The following is a 17,361-nucleotide window of genomic DNA, read 5'->3' on the forward strand; positions in this document are numbered from 1 at the left end:
GCTACTGACGGCGGGCCCCTTCCCGGAATAAACTCGGCCATGGACTTCGTGAACACTGATGTGCCGTCGCTGGATCCCTTCCCGCGCTACGAAAGGATGCGGGAGTCCGCCCCCGTCTTCCACGACGAGGCATCCGGAAGCTGGCATGTCTTCAGGTACGACGACGTCCAGCGGGTCTTGTCCGAACACGGGACGTTTTCGTCGAGGATGGGAGGCGAGGATCCCTCCGAGACGGGCCAGCTGTTCGCGGCGAGCCTGATCACCGCCGATCCGCCGCGGCACCGGCAGTTGCGCTCCCTCGTGACCCAGGCGTTCACCCCGAAAGCAGTGGACGCCCTTGCGCCGCGCATCTCGACCCTGACCGGGGAACTGCTTGACGGGATTGCCTCCGAAGGATCGGCAGACCTCATCGACGAGTTGGCCTACCCACTGCCGGTGATCGTGATCGCCGAGCTGATGGGAGTCCCTGCCGAGGACCGCGACCGCTTCAAACACTGGTCCGATGTGATCGTCAGCCAGACGCAGTCCGGACCCCGGACCGTTGACCACAGCTCCACCAACCGGGAGATGACAGAGTACTTCCTGGCCCTCATCGAACACCGCAGGCGCCAGCCCGGCAATGACCTGATCAGCAACCTGCTGGTGGCCGAAATCGAGGGGCAGAAACTGAGCGTGGCCGAGCTGCTGGGCTTCTGCAGCCTGCTGCTCGTGGCCGGAAATGAGACCACCACCAACCTGATCGGGAACGCCGTCCTCAGTTTCACCGAGACGCCGGGAACAATTGGACGGCTCCGCACCGAGCCGTCCCTGCTCCCGCAGGCGATAGAGGAAGTGCTGCGCTACCGATCTCCCGTCCAGTCGATGTACCGGGTGACAGCTGCTGGCACAACGTTGGGCGACGTCCAGGTTTCTGCAGGCGCCCCGCTGGTGGCCTGGATCGGTTCGGCCAACCGCGACGGGCGGCAATTCCGTGATCCTGAACAGTTCGACATCGGCCGGACACCAAACCGCCATCTCGCCTTCGGCCACGGCATCCACTTCTGCCTCGGTGCTCCGCTTGCCAGGCTCGAGGCCAGGATCGCACTGCAGGCCGTTCTGGAACGCCTCCCCGGCATTAAGCTCACCCCGGGCTCGCACCTCGAACGGATGGACAGCACCATCGTTTACGGAGTCAAGGAGCTGCCCGTCAGCTGGACAACCCCTTGACCGGGCCGGGATTGGAACGGATGCTGGTTCCTTCGTTTACCGCCCCGCCGAGGAAGGCCGATGATGTCCGCTACTCGATCTGTTCTGTCCAAATTCCGATGGCTTCCGATCCTGGCCGCCACCACCGTCGTGCTGATGCTTCAGTCCGTCCCGGCAGAGGCAGCCGCGGCGGGAGTCGGCAATGATGTTTCATGGCCCCAGTGCGGGAAGGCACTGCCGAAGGGACCGGCTTTCGGGATAGTGGGGGTCAACGACGGCCTCGCGAACACCACGAACCCGTGCCTGGCCACAGAGCTTAGCTGGGCGGGGTCCTCGTCGGGCACCACAGGACAGCCCAAGGTGCAGCTATACGTCAACACCGCCAACCCCGGACTGGCCGGCAGCTGGTGGCCCACCAGCAACACCTACGCCGGAACCAAGGTCTTCAACCCCTACGGTGACTGCAAGGCGAACGACGTCGGCCCGGCCTGCTCCTACATGTACGGCTGGGCCAAGGCCTACGACGACGCGTACATCCGCGGCATCAGCAACCCGTCCGGCTACACCTGGTGGCTGGACGCGGAAACCGGGAACTCCTGGTCCGGTGACAAGCTGGCCAACCGGGCAGATCTGGAAGGAATGGTCGCCTTCTTCGGCAGCATCAACGCGAAGACAGGCATCTACTCCACTGCCACCCAGTGGTCGCAGATCACCGGCACCGTCCCGGCAACCAGCCCGCTGTACACGCTCCCCAGCTGGCTGGCCGGGGCCAGGACACTGACGGCGGCCACCCGCAACTGCTCCGGTACTCCGCTGACCGGCGGCGGCAAGGTCTTACTCACCCAATACGTCTCCGGCGGCTCCGACTACGACTACTCCTGCATCTAACGCCCGCCAGCTATCCCACAAACTGCAACGCGGGGTCACTTAGCGCCGCATCCGGACCCCCGGAAGGGCGCTAAGTGACCCCGCGTTGCAGTTCGGGAATTACAGTTCCACGGTGCCGCTTTCGCCGACGCTCATGCGGCTGTGCGTAACCTTCGCCTTGACCCACTGCAGGACCGTCGCGGCGGTGCCGCCCGGGCTGCTCCAGTACTCGGCGGAGTCGGAGTCCACGCGCAGCAGGACCACCTCGGGGGTGTCCGGACCGTCCGGGAACCAGGCCTCGACCGACTGGTTCCACAGTTCGTGGATCTTGGCCCGGTCGCGCACCACTTCAGCGGTGCCCGCCACGGACACCCACTCGGTCCGCTTGCCGAAGGACACATTGACCCTGGCGTCGGCGGAGACGTGGGCCACCTGGGAGGTTCCCTCGCCGGTGAAGAACCACATGTCGCCGTCGTCCTTCACGTCCTGGACTGCCAGCGGCCGGCTGACCAGCGCGCCTTCCTCATTGATGGTGGTGAACATTCCGATATGGGAATCGTTGATGATGTCCGTGATCTTGCTGATGTTTTCTGTGCCCGTCATGCTGTCACCTCGTTCTGCTCGAGTACGTTCTCACTACGTTCAGTTGAACCGGGTCATTGCCCTGGCCTCCACCCTATTGGTAAGCGTGCTTACGTTCCAGTCAAAGCAGCAGGGCGCTGAAGCCCACGAGGAAGACCGCCGGCAGGTGCACGCCCACCTCGGACACGGTGGGTCCGAGGTGGGCGTGTACGGGGATGCGCGGCCGGTCTATTAGCCGACGGCGGCCGTTGCGTCCGCCAGTTCAGGCTCGCCGGCTGTTGTGCCCGACTTGGCAGCTTCCGTGATGCGGGCCGCCGTGGACTGGCCCATGCGGACCGCCCCGTCCACATGCTGGTAGCCTTCGGCGGCGAGGTCGGAGGAGCACCAGTAGATGGGGCCGACGGCCGCGTGCTGGTCCTTGCCGTAGCGGTGCAGGCCGCCGAGGTCGTAGCTGGCGGCGTAGGCGCCGCGCGTCCATTCCTCGGAGGCCCAGTCGGATTCGTAGTACACCTCGGGCTCCAGCGCCTTGTCCCCCAGGAAGCCGGCGATGGATTCCAGGATGGCGCGGCGGCGGTCGTCGGCATGCAGTTCGAAGACGGCGTCGGCCTTTTCATCGGACACGAAGCCCACGAGCGTACCGCGGGTGTCGCCGTGGTTGGTGTTGTCGTACACCTCCTGGACCAGCGAGCCGGCGCCGAACCCGGTGCCGGAGAGCCCGTCCTCGCGCCAGAAGGGGGTGCTGTAGACGGCGTGCACCTTGATGACCAGGCCCAGCGACTGGTGCTGGTGCATCTGGTGCTGGCGGCGCGGCAGCGGCGGAGTGAAGGAGACCCTGGAGTACAGGTTGGGCGGCACGGCCATGATCACGAATCGCGCGTTGACAGTGGCCCGGTCTGACACGACAGTGACGCGGTGGCCACTGCCGCCGTCGGCCTCCCAGTGGATGGTGCGCACCGGGCTGTTAAGAACGACGTCGGCCCCCAGTTCCGCTGCCTGCAGCAGTGACACCTGCTGCATCCCGCCGATAACCCGCTTGTCCAGGATGAAATCCTCATCCGTCAGGTGGCTGAAGGACCCGGCGGAGGCAGCCATCAGCACGGCCTGCAGGGCGGAGAAGGCGTGGGCCGGCTTGGTGAGCATGCCGCCGGCGATGAACAGCCCGATGTTGTTGCAGGCTTCCTCATCCGGGGAGTTCTGGCGGAGCCAGTGGTGGAAGGAGATGGTGTCCAGCTCCCGCGCCGTGGGGTGTGCCCAGGGTTCGGTGGGGCCGATCTCGGCCGCCAGTTTGTCCAGCAGTGCGGTGAGCCTGTCCATTTCAGCGGCCGTGGTGGCGCTGACCGGGAAAGTCTCACCGGAGTAGCGGACCGGAGTGCCGTCTGCTCCGATGTAGACGGACTCCCCTTCGCGGTAGCGGGAGTACGTTTCCAGGCCGAGTTCGTCCAGCAGGGCGAGCAGTGCGGTCTGGTCCGGCGATACCCACTGGCCGCCGATCTCGAGCATGGCACCGTCCACGGTGTCAGTCCACGTCCGGCCGCCCACTCGGTCACGGGCCTCCAGCACAGCGACCGTCAGACCGGCCTTTTTCAGTTCCCGTGCAGCAGTGAGGCCGGAGGGGCCGGCACCAACGATTACTACGTCGCGGTCAAGATTCAGCATGATGTCCTTTCTCTGTGGCCCCGCAAAGTGATGCGGACCACTAAATGAATGCCGTTCATTTATAAGAACTATAGAGCCTTTGGCAAGGGAGCGGAAGAGGCTGGTGGAATAATGCGGAAGGACGTTCCCCCGGAGAAAGGTCAGCCATGCCGGCAACACCAGCCGTAGCGACAGCCGGTTCAGCGGCAGCTGGACAGGGCAGCCGGCGGCGTGCCGGACGCCCCGTGGGAGGTGTGCTGGACAAGGCCGGCATCACGGAAGCCGCGCTGCGGCTGATCGAGAAGAAGGGCTACGACGGCCTGACCATGGCCGCACTGGCCCGCTCCCTGAACGTGGCGCCGTCGGCCCTGTATAACCACGTGAAATCCAAGCGGGACGTGCTCCTGCTGGTGGAGGACCACCTAGCATCCCTCGTGGATGTCTCCGCCTTCGGCCCGGGGCCGTGGGAGGATGCCGTGAGGAAGTGGGCGTGGAGCTACCGCGATGTGTTCTCCCAGCACACTCCGCTGATACCGGTCATTGCCGTGCTGCCCGTGACCGATGCGCCGCAGACCCTGGCCATGTATGAAACTGTCAGTGCCGGCTTTCGCGACGCCGGCTTTCCCGAGGAGAGGATCGTTTCTTCGATCGTGGCGCTGGAGTCCTTCATTTTCGGGTCAGCCTATGACGTCACGGCTCCGGCGGACATCTTCGACCCGGGAACCATGGCCGAGGCCACGCCGAGCTTCACGGGCGCCGTCCGTAGCCTCGCCGAGCAAGGGCACGAACGGCCGGCCGACGTCGCCTTCAGCCTTGGCCTGGAGGCGCTGATCAGCGGGCTGGGCGGACTGCGGCGCTGATCCCATTCCTCACGCCGCCCATTCCTCATGCCGCCCATTCCTCATGCCGCCCGGGGCGACTAAAATTCCTTAATACGCAACGTTGCGAGCTCAAGGACGGCGCCATGACCGTAATCGACCCGGAATCGCTGATCTTTGAGTACAGGCTCCGGTACCGGGGCACGCCGGGGCTCGAACATGAACCCTCGGACTATCCCATGCGCTGGGAAGTCGCAGTGAGCTGCCCCATTCCCACCCCCGTCGGAGACGAGGAACGGCGGCTCGGCAGCGCCGTCGTCCAGGTTGTTCCCAAGGCCGGCATGATCAACCTCTTCCTCACCACCGGCACAGCCGACCAGGAGATGGCCAAGGCCGTCGAAATGCTTACCATGGACCGCCCGGACCTGATCAGGGAGTACCTGCAGGACGGCGGCGACCTGATGATCGTCTCCTCACTCGAGATTTTTCCGGAGTACCGCGGCGGCAAGACGGGCTACTCGGTGCTGAACGCCATCGTCGAAACCGTGGGCCGGTCCGTGAACCTGGTGGTGGTCCACGCCGCTCCAGCGGATGGCGAAGGGTCCCCGCGGGAGGACTCCGACGAATATGGAGAGGCCAGAACGGCGTTGCGGGAGTACTGGAAGGACTTCGGATTCCAGGACGCCACGAGCGACTACCTCGTGTTCTTCCACAAGAAAATCCTGGCCTGACCAACCGCCTCCCTTGGGCATCTTGGCTGCCTCACCTCCGGCCGCACTATATGCTCGTGTCCGGATGGCGTCCGCGGGGGGATGCGGCCGTCGCCATAGGCAAAGGTCTCCGCCGTGTCTGTTCTGAAAGTCCTGGTTGCTGCCCTTCTTACTCTGGCCGTTCCGGCCGGCGCCGTGGCCGCGGTGCCGCCTGCCAGTGCGTCCGCGCAGGTTTACAACCCCTGTGCCAGGCTCAGCGCCGGGCAGACCAAGTTTTCCGGTTTCGGGGCGAACAGGGTCACGTTCGCCACGGCCACCACCCGCAACACCAGCCTGCTCACCATCACCGGCTGCGTCCGTTCCGGCGGCCGCTACGTCCAGGAGTGGCAGGACTGGGGCTATGGCGGACAGTACGGCTTCGCGGCGCAAAACCGTGAATGGGAAGACACCTACCGGTCGCCCACCGGCTCGTTCAGCTTCACGGAGGCCCTGGGGCGCAGCAACCCCGGCACAACTTTGAAGTATCACAAGGTTAATTACTGGTCCCGCTGGGGCGGCGAATGGAACCGGAACTACAACCAGTACTTTGAAGGCGCCGGCGGCGGAGCCGACGAGAACCTGTGGACCTTCATGAACCAGGGTTATTACGAGCAGGCCGCCGTCATCAACTACAACCGGGCGCCGGACTCCCCGACCGTTCACGGCGCCTCCTTCGCCATCTTCTTCCACGCGGGCCGCACCCCCAGTGCCGGTTGCGTCTCCACGAGCCTGGCCACCGTGACGCGCCTGCTCCGGACCAACCGGCCGGGAGACCGCATCATCATGGGCGCAGCGGATGACGTGTTCACCCCGTACTCGAGCAACCCGTTCGGGGCCATCACCGCCAAGTACGCCAGGACCGGCGGACCGGCCAGCTGGCTGGGCAACCCGGCCTCCCCAGAGGTGACAGGCCTCCGCAGCGGCGGGGCGTACCAGGTGTTCCGCGGCGGGTCGATTTACTGGTCCGCGGCCGGTGGTGCGCACACGGTCGGCGGGGCGATCCGCAGCAAATGGGCTGCGGACGGCGCGCAGAACGGGAGGCTCGGCTACCCTACGGCGGACGAGGGACGCGGCCTCAAGGACGGCGGTGCCTACCAAGGCTTCCAGGGCGGCCGGATCCACTGGTCCCGGGCGACGGGGGCGCACATCACCCGCGGCGGGATCCTCTCCGCCTGGGCAGCGTCAGGCTACGAACGGGGCGTGCTCGGCTACCCCACAAGCAATGAGTACGCCTTCAGTGGCGGCGCGGCGCAGAACTTCCAGGGCGGCACCATCACGTGGACGGCCCAGGCTGGCGCCCGGGTCGTCGCCGGGGCCATCGGCGCCAAGTTCAGGGCCGCCCCTACGCTTGGCCATGCCACCACAAGTGAACTGTCCACCGGACTCGGCGGCCGATATCAGGGCTTCCGGAATGGCTACATCACCTGGCACCGCACAACCGGCGCCCACGTCTCCACGGCAGCATTGCGGGCTGCCTGGGTGGCCGCAGGCAGCGAAACCGGTCCCTTGGGCTTCCCGGCCGGCGACGCCCGTCCGGCTCCTTCGAGAGGCACGGCGTCAGGCACCACAGCAGGAGGCACTGTTCAGGACTACCAGCACGGACAGATCACCGTGGCAGCGGACGGAACCGTGACGGTCACACTGGACCCGCCGCCGTCGTCTGCTGCCCCCTCTGTAGCACCAACGACGGCGCCCCCAACAACCGGCGGCTGAGCCCGTCAGGCCGAGGGCAGGCCGCTGTCCAGGCGGGAGGCAGTGAACCAGTCGTCCAGCTCGGCGGCAGGCACGGGGCGAAGGATATGGAATCCCTGCGCCTGGTCACAGCCGTAACGGCCCAGCTGCTCCAGGGCCCCGCCGTCTTCTACCCCTTCGGCGACGACCGTCAGGCCAAGGCTGTGCGCGAGATTGATGGTTGAGGCCACCAGCGCCGCCCCCCGCGGGTCCTCAGTCATCGAGACGATAAAGGAGCGGTCAAGCTTCAGCTCGTTGATGGGCAGATCCCGAAGGTAGGCGAGAGAGCTGTAGCCCGTGCCGAAGTCATCGATGGCCACCCGAATGCCGCGGGCTTGCAGACCGGAGAGGATGTCCCTGGCGCGTATGCGATCGGGCATCATGAAATCCTCGGTGATTTCGACCATAAGCGCCGACTCCGCCAGGCCCCGTTCCTTGATCATGGCCGCGATCCGGTCCGGCAGCTCTGCGTCGATCAGGGAACTGGCCGACAGGTTGGCTGCGACGGTCATCGGCCGGCCTTGCGCATGCCACGTGGATGCCTGGTCCAGCGCCAGCGTGAGTACCCGGTCATTCAGGGCGTTCATGAGACCGCCCTCCTCCGCCAGGAGAAGAAACGAGCCGGGGGCCAGCAGTCCGTGCCGCGGATGGTTCCAGCGGACCAGGGCCTCCACGCCCTTCGCTTCCCCCGTGAGCGCATCCACTTTGGGCTGGTAGTGCAGAACGAGTTCGTCCTCGGTCAAGGCGGCGCGCAGCTCCTGGAGCATCCGCAGCCGCTCCTCGCCGGTGCTGTGGTCTTCACTGGCGTATACATGACTGCCGCTGCGCGAGGTTTTCGCCCGGTACATGGCCGTGTCCGCCTTGCGCAGCAGCGTCTTCAGATCCTCCCCCTGTTCGGGGAACAGCGCGATGCCCACGCTGACACCGACCTGAAGAGCAATGCCCCTCAGCGTCAGGGGCTCACTCAAGGCGGCCCGCAGCCGGTCCGCGAGCTGCACGGCCTCATTCTCGCCCGCATCACGGAGGAGGATGCCGAACTCATCCCCGCCCAGCCGGGCGATCAGGTCATTGGGTCCCAGGCACCGGCGAAGCCGTTCGCTGACCTGGACCAGCAGCCGGTCCCCGACGTCATGGCCCAGGCTGTCATTGATTTCCTTGAACCTGTCGGCATCAAGCAACAGGAAGGCACACAATGCGCCCTGCTGAGCCTCGAGCACCCCGGGAGCGTCTGCGTAGAGCGCGCGCCGGTTCGGCAGCCCCGTCAGTTCATCGGTCCTTGACTGCCTGCGCACCTCGGCGAGGGTGACCAGTTGGCGGAAGGCAAGCTGGGTGCGGATGCCCGCAGACAACAGGGTAGCCGCGGCCAGCCCGACGGCGAGTTCCGGCACCTCCACCCCGGTGCCCACGATCAGGACCCCGAGTCCGGCGGCGGTGGCAACCATCGGCACCGCCGGTGTCCACGCCCCCTCGCTGGCGCCGTCGCCCGTCGCCCCCTGCCGGGTGAATTCGTCCGCCCATGCGGCCATGAGGCACATGCCCGCTGTCCAGCCGGCATCCAGGGGTGTGCCCAGATAGTAGGTGTCATTTTCGAGCCTGAAGGCGTAGGCAACATCGGCCGCGGCGAACACCATGAGCCCCAGCATCAGGATCACACCGCTGCGGCCGGTGGCCAGGCCCGGCACTGCCGCCATACCGGCGGTCACGGCCAGGACAATAAGATCCAGGAGAGGGTAGGCAAGCGCAACGGACGTGGCGAACGAGGGGAACCCGCCGGCAGCCGACAGCAGCGGACTGAGCAGAACCACCAGTACTGAGGCGGCACCGAGTGAGCCGACGACGGCGTCCAGCAGCACGGAGCGGGCCAGCCGCTGGCGCAATGGGAGCAGATACACGAACAATCCGCTGAGAACCAGCGGATAAAACAGCAGGTAGCCAAAATCCGCAGGCGACGGGAAAGGCAGCGAACTGGCCCCTGCCAGCGAGGAGACATAGAACGTGCTCCCTGCCGCAAACGCAGTCAACGCCATCGCCACCAGGGCGAGTGCCCGATGGTCCTTGGCACGGTAGGCCGCCAGCCACGCCACGGCAGCGGGCGCCCACGACGCCGGCATGCCCAGCCAAAGGTCCACCAGGGGATTGAACCCCTCGCCGTGCACCATCAGACCCGCCAAGTACAGGCCCAGGGACACCCACATGAGCCACAGCAGCCAGGGCCGCGGTCCCGCCCGTCCGCCAGAGCGAAGCGATCCTCGGATCACGCCTGTTTTCATCCGCCCCCCAGCATCAGATGGCCCAGCAACGCCCCTACGGGTCCAAGGCAACCCCATGTGACTCGTATCGTATGTCACATCCGGACCGCATCCGATAGCCGCCTCGTGATTGTGACCGCCTCATGACTGCTGGATTCGCCAAAAAGCCCCGCACGCCAGTTCACTGGGGGTGCGGGGCTTCCGTTCCGGTATCCGGCTAAAGGTCGTTGGCCTTCTCGCCGTCGTCTTCCGGCTCGCCCTCCTTCAGGAGCAGCGCCGTGCCCTGATAGGCGCCCAGCTCCAGGAAGAAGCTGTGCAGGTCGTCAACCTGGCCCACGGCTTCGCCGCTGAAGAGATCGTGGACGCTGCTGCCGGGAACGAGGTGCGCGGACTGGATGCTGCCCGCGATGTCCTGGCCGGAGAAGTTAAGCACGGTGGCCTGCAGGTCCCCGTCCGCCAGCCGGTTGACCAGAACGAGCAGCCCGCGCTGGGACACTTCAGGCACATCCAGCAGGGTGCTGGTGGCTATCCCGCTCTGTTCCCGCACAGCAAGGATTTTCTGCAGGCGCCGGGCGAACGAAGCCGGGTCCTTGAGCTGTTCGGGCACCGGCCCGTAGAGGCTGCGGGCACGCGGCATGCCGGCGGAGGAGGCCTGCGCCTCGGGGCTGGTGCCCATGAGGTCGTGTGCGCCTCGGTTGATCCAGCGGGTGTCTCCTTGCGCGGTAAGCTCCCGCACTTTCTGGCGGTCAAGGGTGACTATGCCGGTGAGGTCCCAGCCGGACAGGGCAAAGACACCGGGCTGCAGGGCGTTGTACATGGACAGGAGGATATGGACGTCCAGGATCTGGGCCCGCTGTTCGTCGGTGAGGTTCTCGGGGTCCTGGATGCCGAGGGCGGCCATGATGACGCTCGCCGTCGTGCAGGCGATGCCGTTGGTGGTGAACAACGCGTTGTACGGCGCATTCGGGCCCGTCAGCCGGTCCCGGAGGGTTTGCTGAACGTGCTCGGCCAGTTCGGCACCGGTGAGCTCCTGGCCGTTGAGTTCGAAGACGTCGTCCCTGTGGCCGGCGGCGAAATGGACCAGTTCATAGGTCAGTTCGTCGTGGTTCTGGAGGGCGTGGACCAATGACGCCTGGTCGACGCCGATTTCCATGGCGAGCCGCAACGTCAGGCGCAGGAATTCCGTATCGGCAGTCACCAGCGCGTAGTGGTACGCCGGCCTGGTCACGAAGTCGTAGGAAAGATCCGGGCCCGCCTCCGACGTGGCCTTGATGTCGTCAATAGTCAGGTTGAGTTCCTGGAAGGAGAACCCGCCCACCTTGCGGATCATGGACCCGATCAGCTGGTTTGCCGCCTCGGACAGCGGGTGCCCCTCGGACCAGCCCGGCTGCTCTTCGGCGCTCTTCTCCACGCCCAGGAACCCGTTCGCATCCAGCCGGAGTGCGCCCGTGCCAAGGTCGAGCAGGGAGTGCAGGGCATCCCCGACCACCAGGCGCATGCCCGCGAACGTCGGGTCCAGCCAGTTGATGGACGGCTGGCCGGCCTTGAAGTAATGGAGGTAGACCCAGCGCCTGGTTTTTCCGGCCGTGTCCACAATCGGCCGCGTGGCGCTCCAGTTGGTCTCCTTGACCCCGGGCTCATAGAAGATCACCCGCTGCAGCCGGCCGATGATGTATCCGGCCCTTTGCAGCGCCTGCTCCGCGTCCGGGCTGATGTTCACCGAGTCTTCGCCTTCGGGAACGTCCGGCAGCAGGTGCCAGTCCTCCTCCGGGATATCGATCATGTGATAGATGCCGGGATAGTCCCGGAAGTTCATCTCGGCCAGGCGGAAGTCGGCCCCCTTGCCCGTGTGGCCGGGAACGATATCGTCGATCACCGTGCCCTCGTGGTCGGCGGCGACCTCGCACATCTTGCGGAATTCGTCCTCAGTGCCGAACACCGGGTCGATCGCCATGCTGATGCGGTCGAAGTGCCCGTCCACGCTGGGCGTCTGGGACCAGCCGCGGATGCCGCCGGCGAGCTTGACCGGGCCGGTGTGCAGGCCCCTGATCCCGATCTCCCGGAACGCGTCCCACAGCTCCGGGTCACCCAGGGCGGCGAGGAAGGACTGGCCGGGGCGTGTGATGAAGGAGAGCGGGTAGGCGGTAAACCAGACGGGGGCGCGTTCCACGGCAGCCCGCGGGTTCGGATGGGCATACGAGTTCTGCCACATGCTGGCCTGGCCGGAGAGCTGCCGCGCCATCACGTTCGCGTCCCCCAGCATTGCCTGGTTCCGCAGCCACTCGACGTAGGCCGCGTTGCGCCCATCAAATTCCAGTGATGGGCGGTCGGCAAAGAACTGTCGACGGCGGGCGATGGGCCTCAGCGCCTTGGGACGGGCCGGATAGAACTGCTCATCGTAGGTAATGTCGGCTGCTTCGGCCACCTCCGGAGTTTCGGCCGTTTCCGTCACGTCCGGCACTTCGGCTGCTGAATCAGCCGAATCCGCCGCCGGGTCAGCCGGAGCGGTTTCCCCGGCCGGGCCCGCTGCTGTGCCGGCCCCGAATCCGTTGGTCTCGCCGTTTAACTCGTCGGCTGCTGAAACGCTCTGGTTGAAGCTTGCTTCCCGCACAGACTGCTCCTTTATCGGTGGTTCCTGCGTGGCACCTCCCCCCCGGGGTGTTCTTCAAGTCTTTCCGTACCCCGGCACCGGGAGAGTATTCGCGCTTGTCCGCTTCGCCCACCCTATGCCGACTGCGGCAGGAAACAACAGTTCCCACATGCGCAGCGCGGAGGTGATGCACGCCTCCCGCAAACGGATAGGAACTTACGTTAGGCTTCGTCCACGTCACCGACTGGGGTGCGAGCTAGCGGATCAGCGCCGCTGGCGGTCGCGGCACACGGTCACCTCGTCCGCCCGCGACAGCTTGCACCAGTTGGGGACGGGCTCGGGCGGGTTGAGGCGGGCCGGGATCCTGTTCGGGTACCGGCCCGCCTCTTACCAAGCGGTGCTTCGGGGACTAAAACTGGCCGCCGTCGGCCTTCACGGCCAAAACGGGACGGTCCGCCTGCATGAGGATGCGCTGGGCCTGACTGCCCAGGATGAACTTGCCCACCTGGGTACGGTGCCGCAGCCCGATGACGATCAGGGAGGCGTTTTCCTCCCGGGCAACGTCGAGGAACTCATCCGCCAGATCATGCTGGTAGGGCGGCTGGATCACCTTGGCCGTTACGCCTGCCTCAGCTGCCTGCTTGGAGGCCTTGGCCAGGACGTCGTCCGGTGCCACGGACTTGTCCACCAGAACGCCTTCACGGGCGGAGTTGACGATCACCAGATCCTGGTTGCGGAGGCGGGCCTCCGCAATGCCTGCCGCGAGGGCGGCCTCCCCCGCGGGGGTGGGGACGAATCCAACAATGATGCTCATACATTCTCCTTGATTGCTGTGGCGGCGGTTCCCGCAGGGACAGTGGCCTTGCGCTTGGCCAGCGCGGAGCGGATGCCCGGGAGCGCGGCCACGACGACGAACACGATGAGGAGCGTGGCGGAGATGGGCCGGCTGAAGAAGCCCAGCGGGTCGCCGCCGAACACCAGCAGCGCGCGGCGCAGGGAGCTTTCCAGCAGGGAACCCAGGACGAACGCCAGCACCAGCGGGCCCGGCTCGAAGCCGAACTTCTTCATCAGGTAGCCCACGATGCCGAAGACCACCACGAGCGTGACATCAAACATGCTGTTGTTGATCGTGTACGCGCCGAGCAGCGTGATCAGCGCCGTGATGGGCGCCAGGATGGCGGCGCGGACGCGGAGGATCTTCACGAAGATCCCCACCAGCGGCAGGCTCATGATCAGCAGCAGGATGTTGCCGATGTACATGGAGTTCACCACGCCCCAGAACAGTCCCGGGTCCTGCTCCACGAGCTGGGGCCCGGGGGTGACGCCCTGGATGAGCAGCGCGCCGAACATCAGCGCCATGGTGGCGTTGGCCGGGATGCCAAGGGTCAGCAGGGGAATGAACGAGGACGTCGCCGCGGCGTTGTTGGCGGTTTCCGGTCCGGCCACGCCCTCCGGCGCACCCTTGCCGAAGCGCTCGGGCTGCTTGGCCCGCTTCTTCTCCATGGCGTAGGAGGCCATCGACGCAATGGTGGCGCCGCCGCCGGGCAGGATGCCCAGGAAGAAGCCGAGGACCGAGCCGCGTGCGATTGCACCGGACGCCTGCTTGAGGTCACCCCGGGAGGGCCAGACGTTTGCGACGGCGGAGGGCGCCTTCGCGGCGCGGTGGCGCTCCTCGAGGTTGTACATGATCTCGCCGAGGCCGAAGATGCCCATCGCGATCGGCACGAAGTCGATGCCGTCCGCCAGCTCCAGGCTGCCGAAGGTGAACCGGTTCTCACCGGTGAAGATGTCGCGGCCAACCGTCGCCAGAAGCAAGCCGAGGGCGGCCGCAATGAGTGCCTTTGTCTTTGAGCCGCTGCTGATGGTGGCCACCAGAAGGATGCCCAGCAGCGCCAGGGCGGTGTACTCTGCGGGACCGAAGTCCAGGGCGAAGCTCGCCACGATCGGAGCCAGGAAGGTCAGGCCAACAATCGACGCGGTCCCGCCGATGAATGAACCGATCGATGCCAGGCCGAGGGCCGTGCCGGCCCGTCCCTGTTTCGCCATCTGGTAGCCGTCGAACACGGTGACCACCGAGGATGCCTCGCCGGGAAGACGGAGGAGCACCGAGGTGATGGTGCCGCCGTACTGCGCGCCATAGAAGATGCCGGCCAGCATGATGATGGCAGTGACGGGCTCAACGTTGTAGGTGAGCGGGAGCAGGATGGCGATGGTAGCCGCGGGCCCCAGACCGGGCAATACGCCGATCAGCATGCCGATGACGACGCCGATCAGGCAGTACAGGAGGTTCATTGGCTCCAGGACGACTGCAAATCCGTTGATCACGGGATTCAGGAAATCCACGGTGGTCTCCTAGAAGAGGTGGGGGATGGAAGTGTTGAGCGCCGTCACGAAGATGCCATAGAAAGCTGTCACCACGATGGCGCTGACCAGGAGCGTGGAGCGCCAGGTTTCGCCGCCGAGGAAGCGCATCCAGATGATGCACAGCACCAGGGCCGGCAGTTCGAAGCCGGCCACCGGCATGAGGGCCACCATGGCGGCCAGGGTGACCAGACCTGTCAGCGGGGCCACGGACATGCGGGTGAATTTTTCCGCATCCCTGTTGTGCCGGCCGATGATCAGCTGGAACAGCCCAAGGGCCGCCATGACGCAGCTGATGATGAACGGCCACAGTCCGGGCTGCGGGGCGGACGGTGTGCCCAGGCCCATGGCGACTGACAGGACCACGGCGCCCGCTCCGACGCCGATGACCACCAGCGAGGACCCCGCGTTGGCCAGCGCGCCGGCGGCAGGCGGTTTTTCATCCTCCCACTGGGCTGCCAGCTGCTCGGGAGTCAGGTCGTCGGGCTCGCCGGATACCGGCGATGCTGCCTGCACTGGAATCACTTGTTCCCGGCCAGGCTGATGTCGTACTTCTCCACCAGCGCCTTGTACTTGGCTGCGTAGTCTTTCCACTGGGTGACTACTTCCGCACCGGAGATTTCCTTCGGGGTCAGCATGTTCTTCTTGTTGAACTCCTTGTAGGCGTCCGACTTCAGGGTGTCCTGGACGGCGGCAAGGAGCTTGTCCTTGACCTCCTGCGGGGTCCCCTTGGGAGCGGCGACGGCGCGGTACTGCGCGACCGGAACGTCGTAGCCGGATTCCTTCGCAGTGGGGGTGTCCGGCAGGAAGGAGTTGCGCTCCTCTGAGAACACCAGCAGCGGGGAGACCTTGCCCGCCTGGATCTGCGGCATGGCCTCGCCGAGCTGGATGGTGGTGACTTCCACCTGGTTGCCGAGAACGGCGGTGAGGGCGGGCTTTCCGCTGTCGAACGGAACGTCGGTTCCCTTCACGTTGGCCTGCTTGAAGAGGACGGTCTGGGCAAGCTGGCTGCCGGTGCCGACGCCGGTGGTGCCGTAGGTGATGTTGCGGCCAGCTGCGGTCAGGTCCTTGATGGACTTGAAGCCGGACTTTTCGCTGGCAACCAGCACGTAGTCGTCCTGGGACAGGCCGGTGATGATGTCAAAGTCATCGAGGTTGACGGCCTCGTCCTGGGACACGGCCAGCGGGGTGATAGTGATCAGGGAAGCGGTGAGCAGGAGCAGGTTCTGGCCGTCGGCCGGCTTGCCCGCCACCTCCTTGCTGGCGAGGGCGCCGTTGGCGCCGGGCTTGTTCACCACGGGCATCGGGGCGCCGAGGGTCTTGGCCGCACCTTCGGAGACGGCGCGGGCGATGAGGTCGGTGCTGCCGCCGGGTGCCTGGCCCACGGTCAGGGTGACGGGGCCGTTGGGGTACTTCGATGAATCGCTGCTGCCGCCGGCAACGTTGCCGCACGCGGTCATGGCCAGCAGGGTGATGGCCGACGCCGCTCCGAGAACGGCGCGGCGGGTGGGGAAGTGCATCATTGGAACTCCTCGTTTGCACTGCGGGCTGCCTCAGCCCGTTGGTGTGTGAACCCGGTCACTGCCGGTTCGCTAGGTCGAGTGTAGGGAGGCGCTATGATGCATGTCTAAGCCCAAATATGCATCGAGTAATACCGGGAGGGCATCACGTTTACCTTCGACCAGCTAACCGGGTTCATCGCCGTCGCCGAGGAACTGCACTTCGGCCGGGCCGCTGAACGCCTCAACATGACCCAGCCGCCGCTCAGCCGCCAGATCCAAAAGCTGGAAAAGACCGTGGGGGCCGAGCTCCTCGAGCGGGACAACCGCCGGGTTGAGCTGACTGCCGCCGGACGCGCCTTCCTTGACGAGGCCCGCCGGCTCATGGCGCTGGCCAATCGCGCGCCCGTGACCGCACGGCGCATCGCCTCCGGCCGGCAGGGCCATCTCCGGATCGGCTTCACGGCCGCGAGCGGCTTCAGCATCCTCGGCCCGCTGCTGGAGGAGATCGGCGCGATCGTGCCCGACGTGGACATCGACCTCCAGGAGCTGGTGACGGGTGAGCAGATCCAGGGCCTGCTCACCGGCGAACTGGATCTGGGCCTGGCCCGGCCGCCGTTCGACACTGAAGTCTTCGACTCCCACCTGCTCTACCGCGAGTCGATGGTGCTGGCGGTTCCCGCATCACACCCCCTCGCGGACCTCAAACGGGACATCCAGAACGAGGACCTCAAGGACGAGCCGCTCATCATGCACTCCCCCACGCAAGCCAGGTACTTCTACGACCTCGTGGTCCGCCTGCATGCGGTCCGGCACGAAAACGTGGTGCACACCGTCAGCCAGATCCTCACCATGGTCTCGCTCGTGGCGGCCAAGCGTGGCGTGGCCTTCGTGCCGCACTCGGCAACAGCCCTGGGAATCCGCGGTGTTTCATTCCTGCGACTGGCCAGCGGGGAAGAAGAACCAGTCGAGCTGCATGCCATCTGGAACCGGGACGCCAAGAACCCGGCGTTGGTGCGCCTGCTGCGCGATCTGGAGTTTGCGGCCAACTGACCGCTTGTCGCCTTCATCGGGTCAATGCGCGGAGGGTATCAA

Annotated in this window: 14 protein-coding genes; 6 read left to right on the forward strand and 8 right to left on the reverse strand. The window is 65.9% G+C overall.

All coding sequences use genetic code 11. From position 1 onward, the window contains the following. Positions 1 to 39 precede the first annotated feature (39 nt). Both AC1DFE_RS20450 and AC1DFE_RS20455 read left to right on the forward strand, forming a co-directional pair. A complete protein-coding gene (locus tag AC1DFE_RS20450; protein ID WP_476907695.1) occupies positions 40 to 1,206 on the forward strand; it encodes a cytochrome P450 in 1,167 nt (388 codons plus the stop codon). 60 nt (positions 1,207 to 1,266) lie between these two features. Next, entirely contained in the window at positions 1,267 to 2,073 is an 807-nt protein-coding gene (locus AC1DFE_RS20455) for a glycoside hydrolase family 25 domain-containing protein (RefSeq protein ID WP_476907696.1), read from the forward strand. A 99-nt stretch (positions 2,074 to 2,172) separates the two neighbouring features. Here the strand turns inward: AC1DFE_RS20455 and AC1DFE_RS20460 are convergent, their stop codons facing one another. Further along, positions 2,173 to 2,655, reverse strand: a complete 483-nt coding sequence (locus AC1DFE_RS20460; protein WP_476907697.1) for a pyridoxamine 5'-phosphate oxidase family protein — start codon at positions 2,653 to 2,655, stop codon at positions 2,173 to 2,175. A gap of 210 nt (positions 2,656 to 2,865) precedes the next feature. Continuing rightward, entirely contained in the window at positions 2,866 to 4,290 is a 1,425-nt protein-coding gene (locus AC1DFE_RS20465) for a flavin monoamine oxidase family protein (RefSeq protein WP_476907698.1), read from the reverse strand. Between the two features lie 146 nt (positions 4,291 to 4,436). Between AC1DFE_RS20465 and AC1DFE_RS20470 the strand changes: the two genes are divergently transcribed. From AC1DFE_RS20470 to AC1DFE_RS20480, 3 genes are all read left to right on the forward strand, one after another. Beyond that, positions 4,437 to 5,129: a TetR/AcrR family transcriptional regulator gene (locus AC1DFE_RS20470; protein ID WP_476907699.1), complete on the forward strand. Its 693-nt coding sequence runs from the start codon at positions 4,437 to 4,439 to the stop codon at positions 5,127 to 5,129. A 104-nt stretch (positions 5,130 to 5,233) separates the two neighbouring features. Then, a complete protein-coding gene (locus tag AC1DFE_RS20475) occupies positions 5,234 to 5,818 on the forward strand; it encodes a hypothetical protein (RefSeq protein ID WP_476907700.1) in 585 nt (194 codons plus the stop codon). Positions 5,819 to 5,932: 114 nt separating this feature from the next. After that, on the forward strand, positions 5,933 to 7,549 hold the full coding sequence (locus tag AC1DFE_RS20480) for a hypothetical protein (RefSeq protein ID WP_476907701.1): 1,617 nt from the start codon (positions 5,933 to 5,935) through the stop codon (positions 7,547 to 7,549). 5 nt (positions 7,550 to 7,554) lie between these two features. Here AC1DFE_RS20480 and AC1DFE_RS20485 read toward each other — a convergent pair whose 3' ends face one another. The 6 genes from AC1DFE_RS20485 to AC1DFE_RS20510 form a co-directional block, all read right to left on the reverse strand. Beyond that, positions 7,555 to 9,825 (reverse strand): putative bifunctional diguanylate cyclase/phosphodiesterase, encoded by a 2,271-nt coding sequence (locus tag AC1DFE_RS20485; RefSeq protein WP_476907702.1) that lies wholly within the window; start codon positions 9,823 to 9,825, stop codon positions 7,555 to 7,557. Between the two features lie 208 nt (positions 9,826 to 10,033). Next, entirely contained in the window at positions 10,034 to 12,277 is a 2,244-nt protein-coding gene (gene treS, locus AC1DFE_RS20490) for a maltose alpha-D-glucosyltransferase (RefSeq protein WP_476907718.1), read from the reverse strand. Between the two features lie 538 nt (positions 12,278 to 12,815). After that, positions 12,816 to 13,220 carry a universal stress protein gene (locus AC1DFE_RS20495; RefSeq protein WP_476907703.1) on the reverse strand — a complete coding sequence of 135 codons (405 nt, stop codon included), beginning with the start codon at positions 13,218 to 13,220 and terminating at the stop codon, positions 12,816 to 12,818. Beyond that, positions 13,217 to 14,749: a tripartite tricarboxylate transporter permease gene (locus AC1DFE_RS20500; RefSeq protein ID WP_476907704.1), complete on the reverse strand. Its 1,533-nt coding sequence runs from the start codon at positions 14,747 to 14,749 to the stop codon at positions 13,217 to 13,219. Before AC1DFE_RS20500 ends, AC1DFE_RS20495 begins: the two co-directional genes overlap by 4 nt. Before the next feature lie 9 nt (positions 14,750 to 14,758). Continuing rightward, complete coding sequence (locus AC1DFE_RS20505) at positions 14,759 to 15,283, reverse strand: tripartite tricarboxylate transporter TctB family protein (RefSeq protein ID WP_476907705.1); 525 nt, start codon at positions 15,281 to 15,283, stop codon at positions 14,759 to 14,761. A 5-nt stretch (positions 15,284 to 15,288) separates the two neighbouring features. Further along, entirely contained in the window at positions 15,289 to 16,290 is a 1,002-nt protein-coding gene (locus AC1DFE_RS20510; RefSeq protein WP_476907706.1) for a Bug family tripartite tricarboxylate transporter substrate binding protein, read from the reverse strand. A 141-nt stretch (positions 16,291 to 16,431) separates the two neighbouring features. On the opposite strand from AC1DFE_RS20510, the gene AC1DFE_RS20515 reads away from it, so the two are divergent. Further along, positions 16,432 to 17,319 (forward strand): LysR family transcriptional regulator, encoded by an 888-nt coding sequence (locus tag AC1DFE_RS20515; protein WP_476907719.1) that lies wholly within the window; start codon positions 16,432 to 16,434, stop codon positions 17,317 to 17,319. Positions 17,320 to 17,361 lie beyond the last annotated feature (42 nt).

Source organism: Arthrobacter sp. 05T423, from assembly GCF_056396245.1.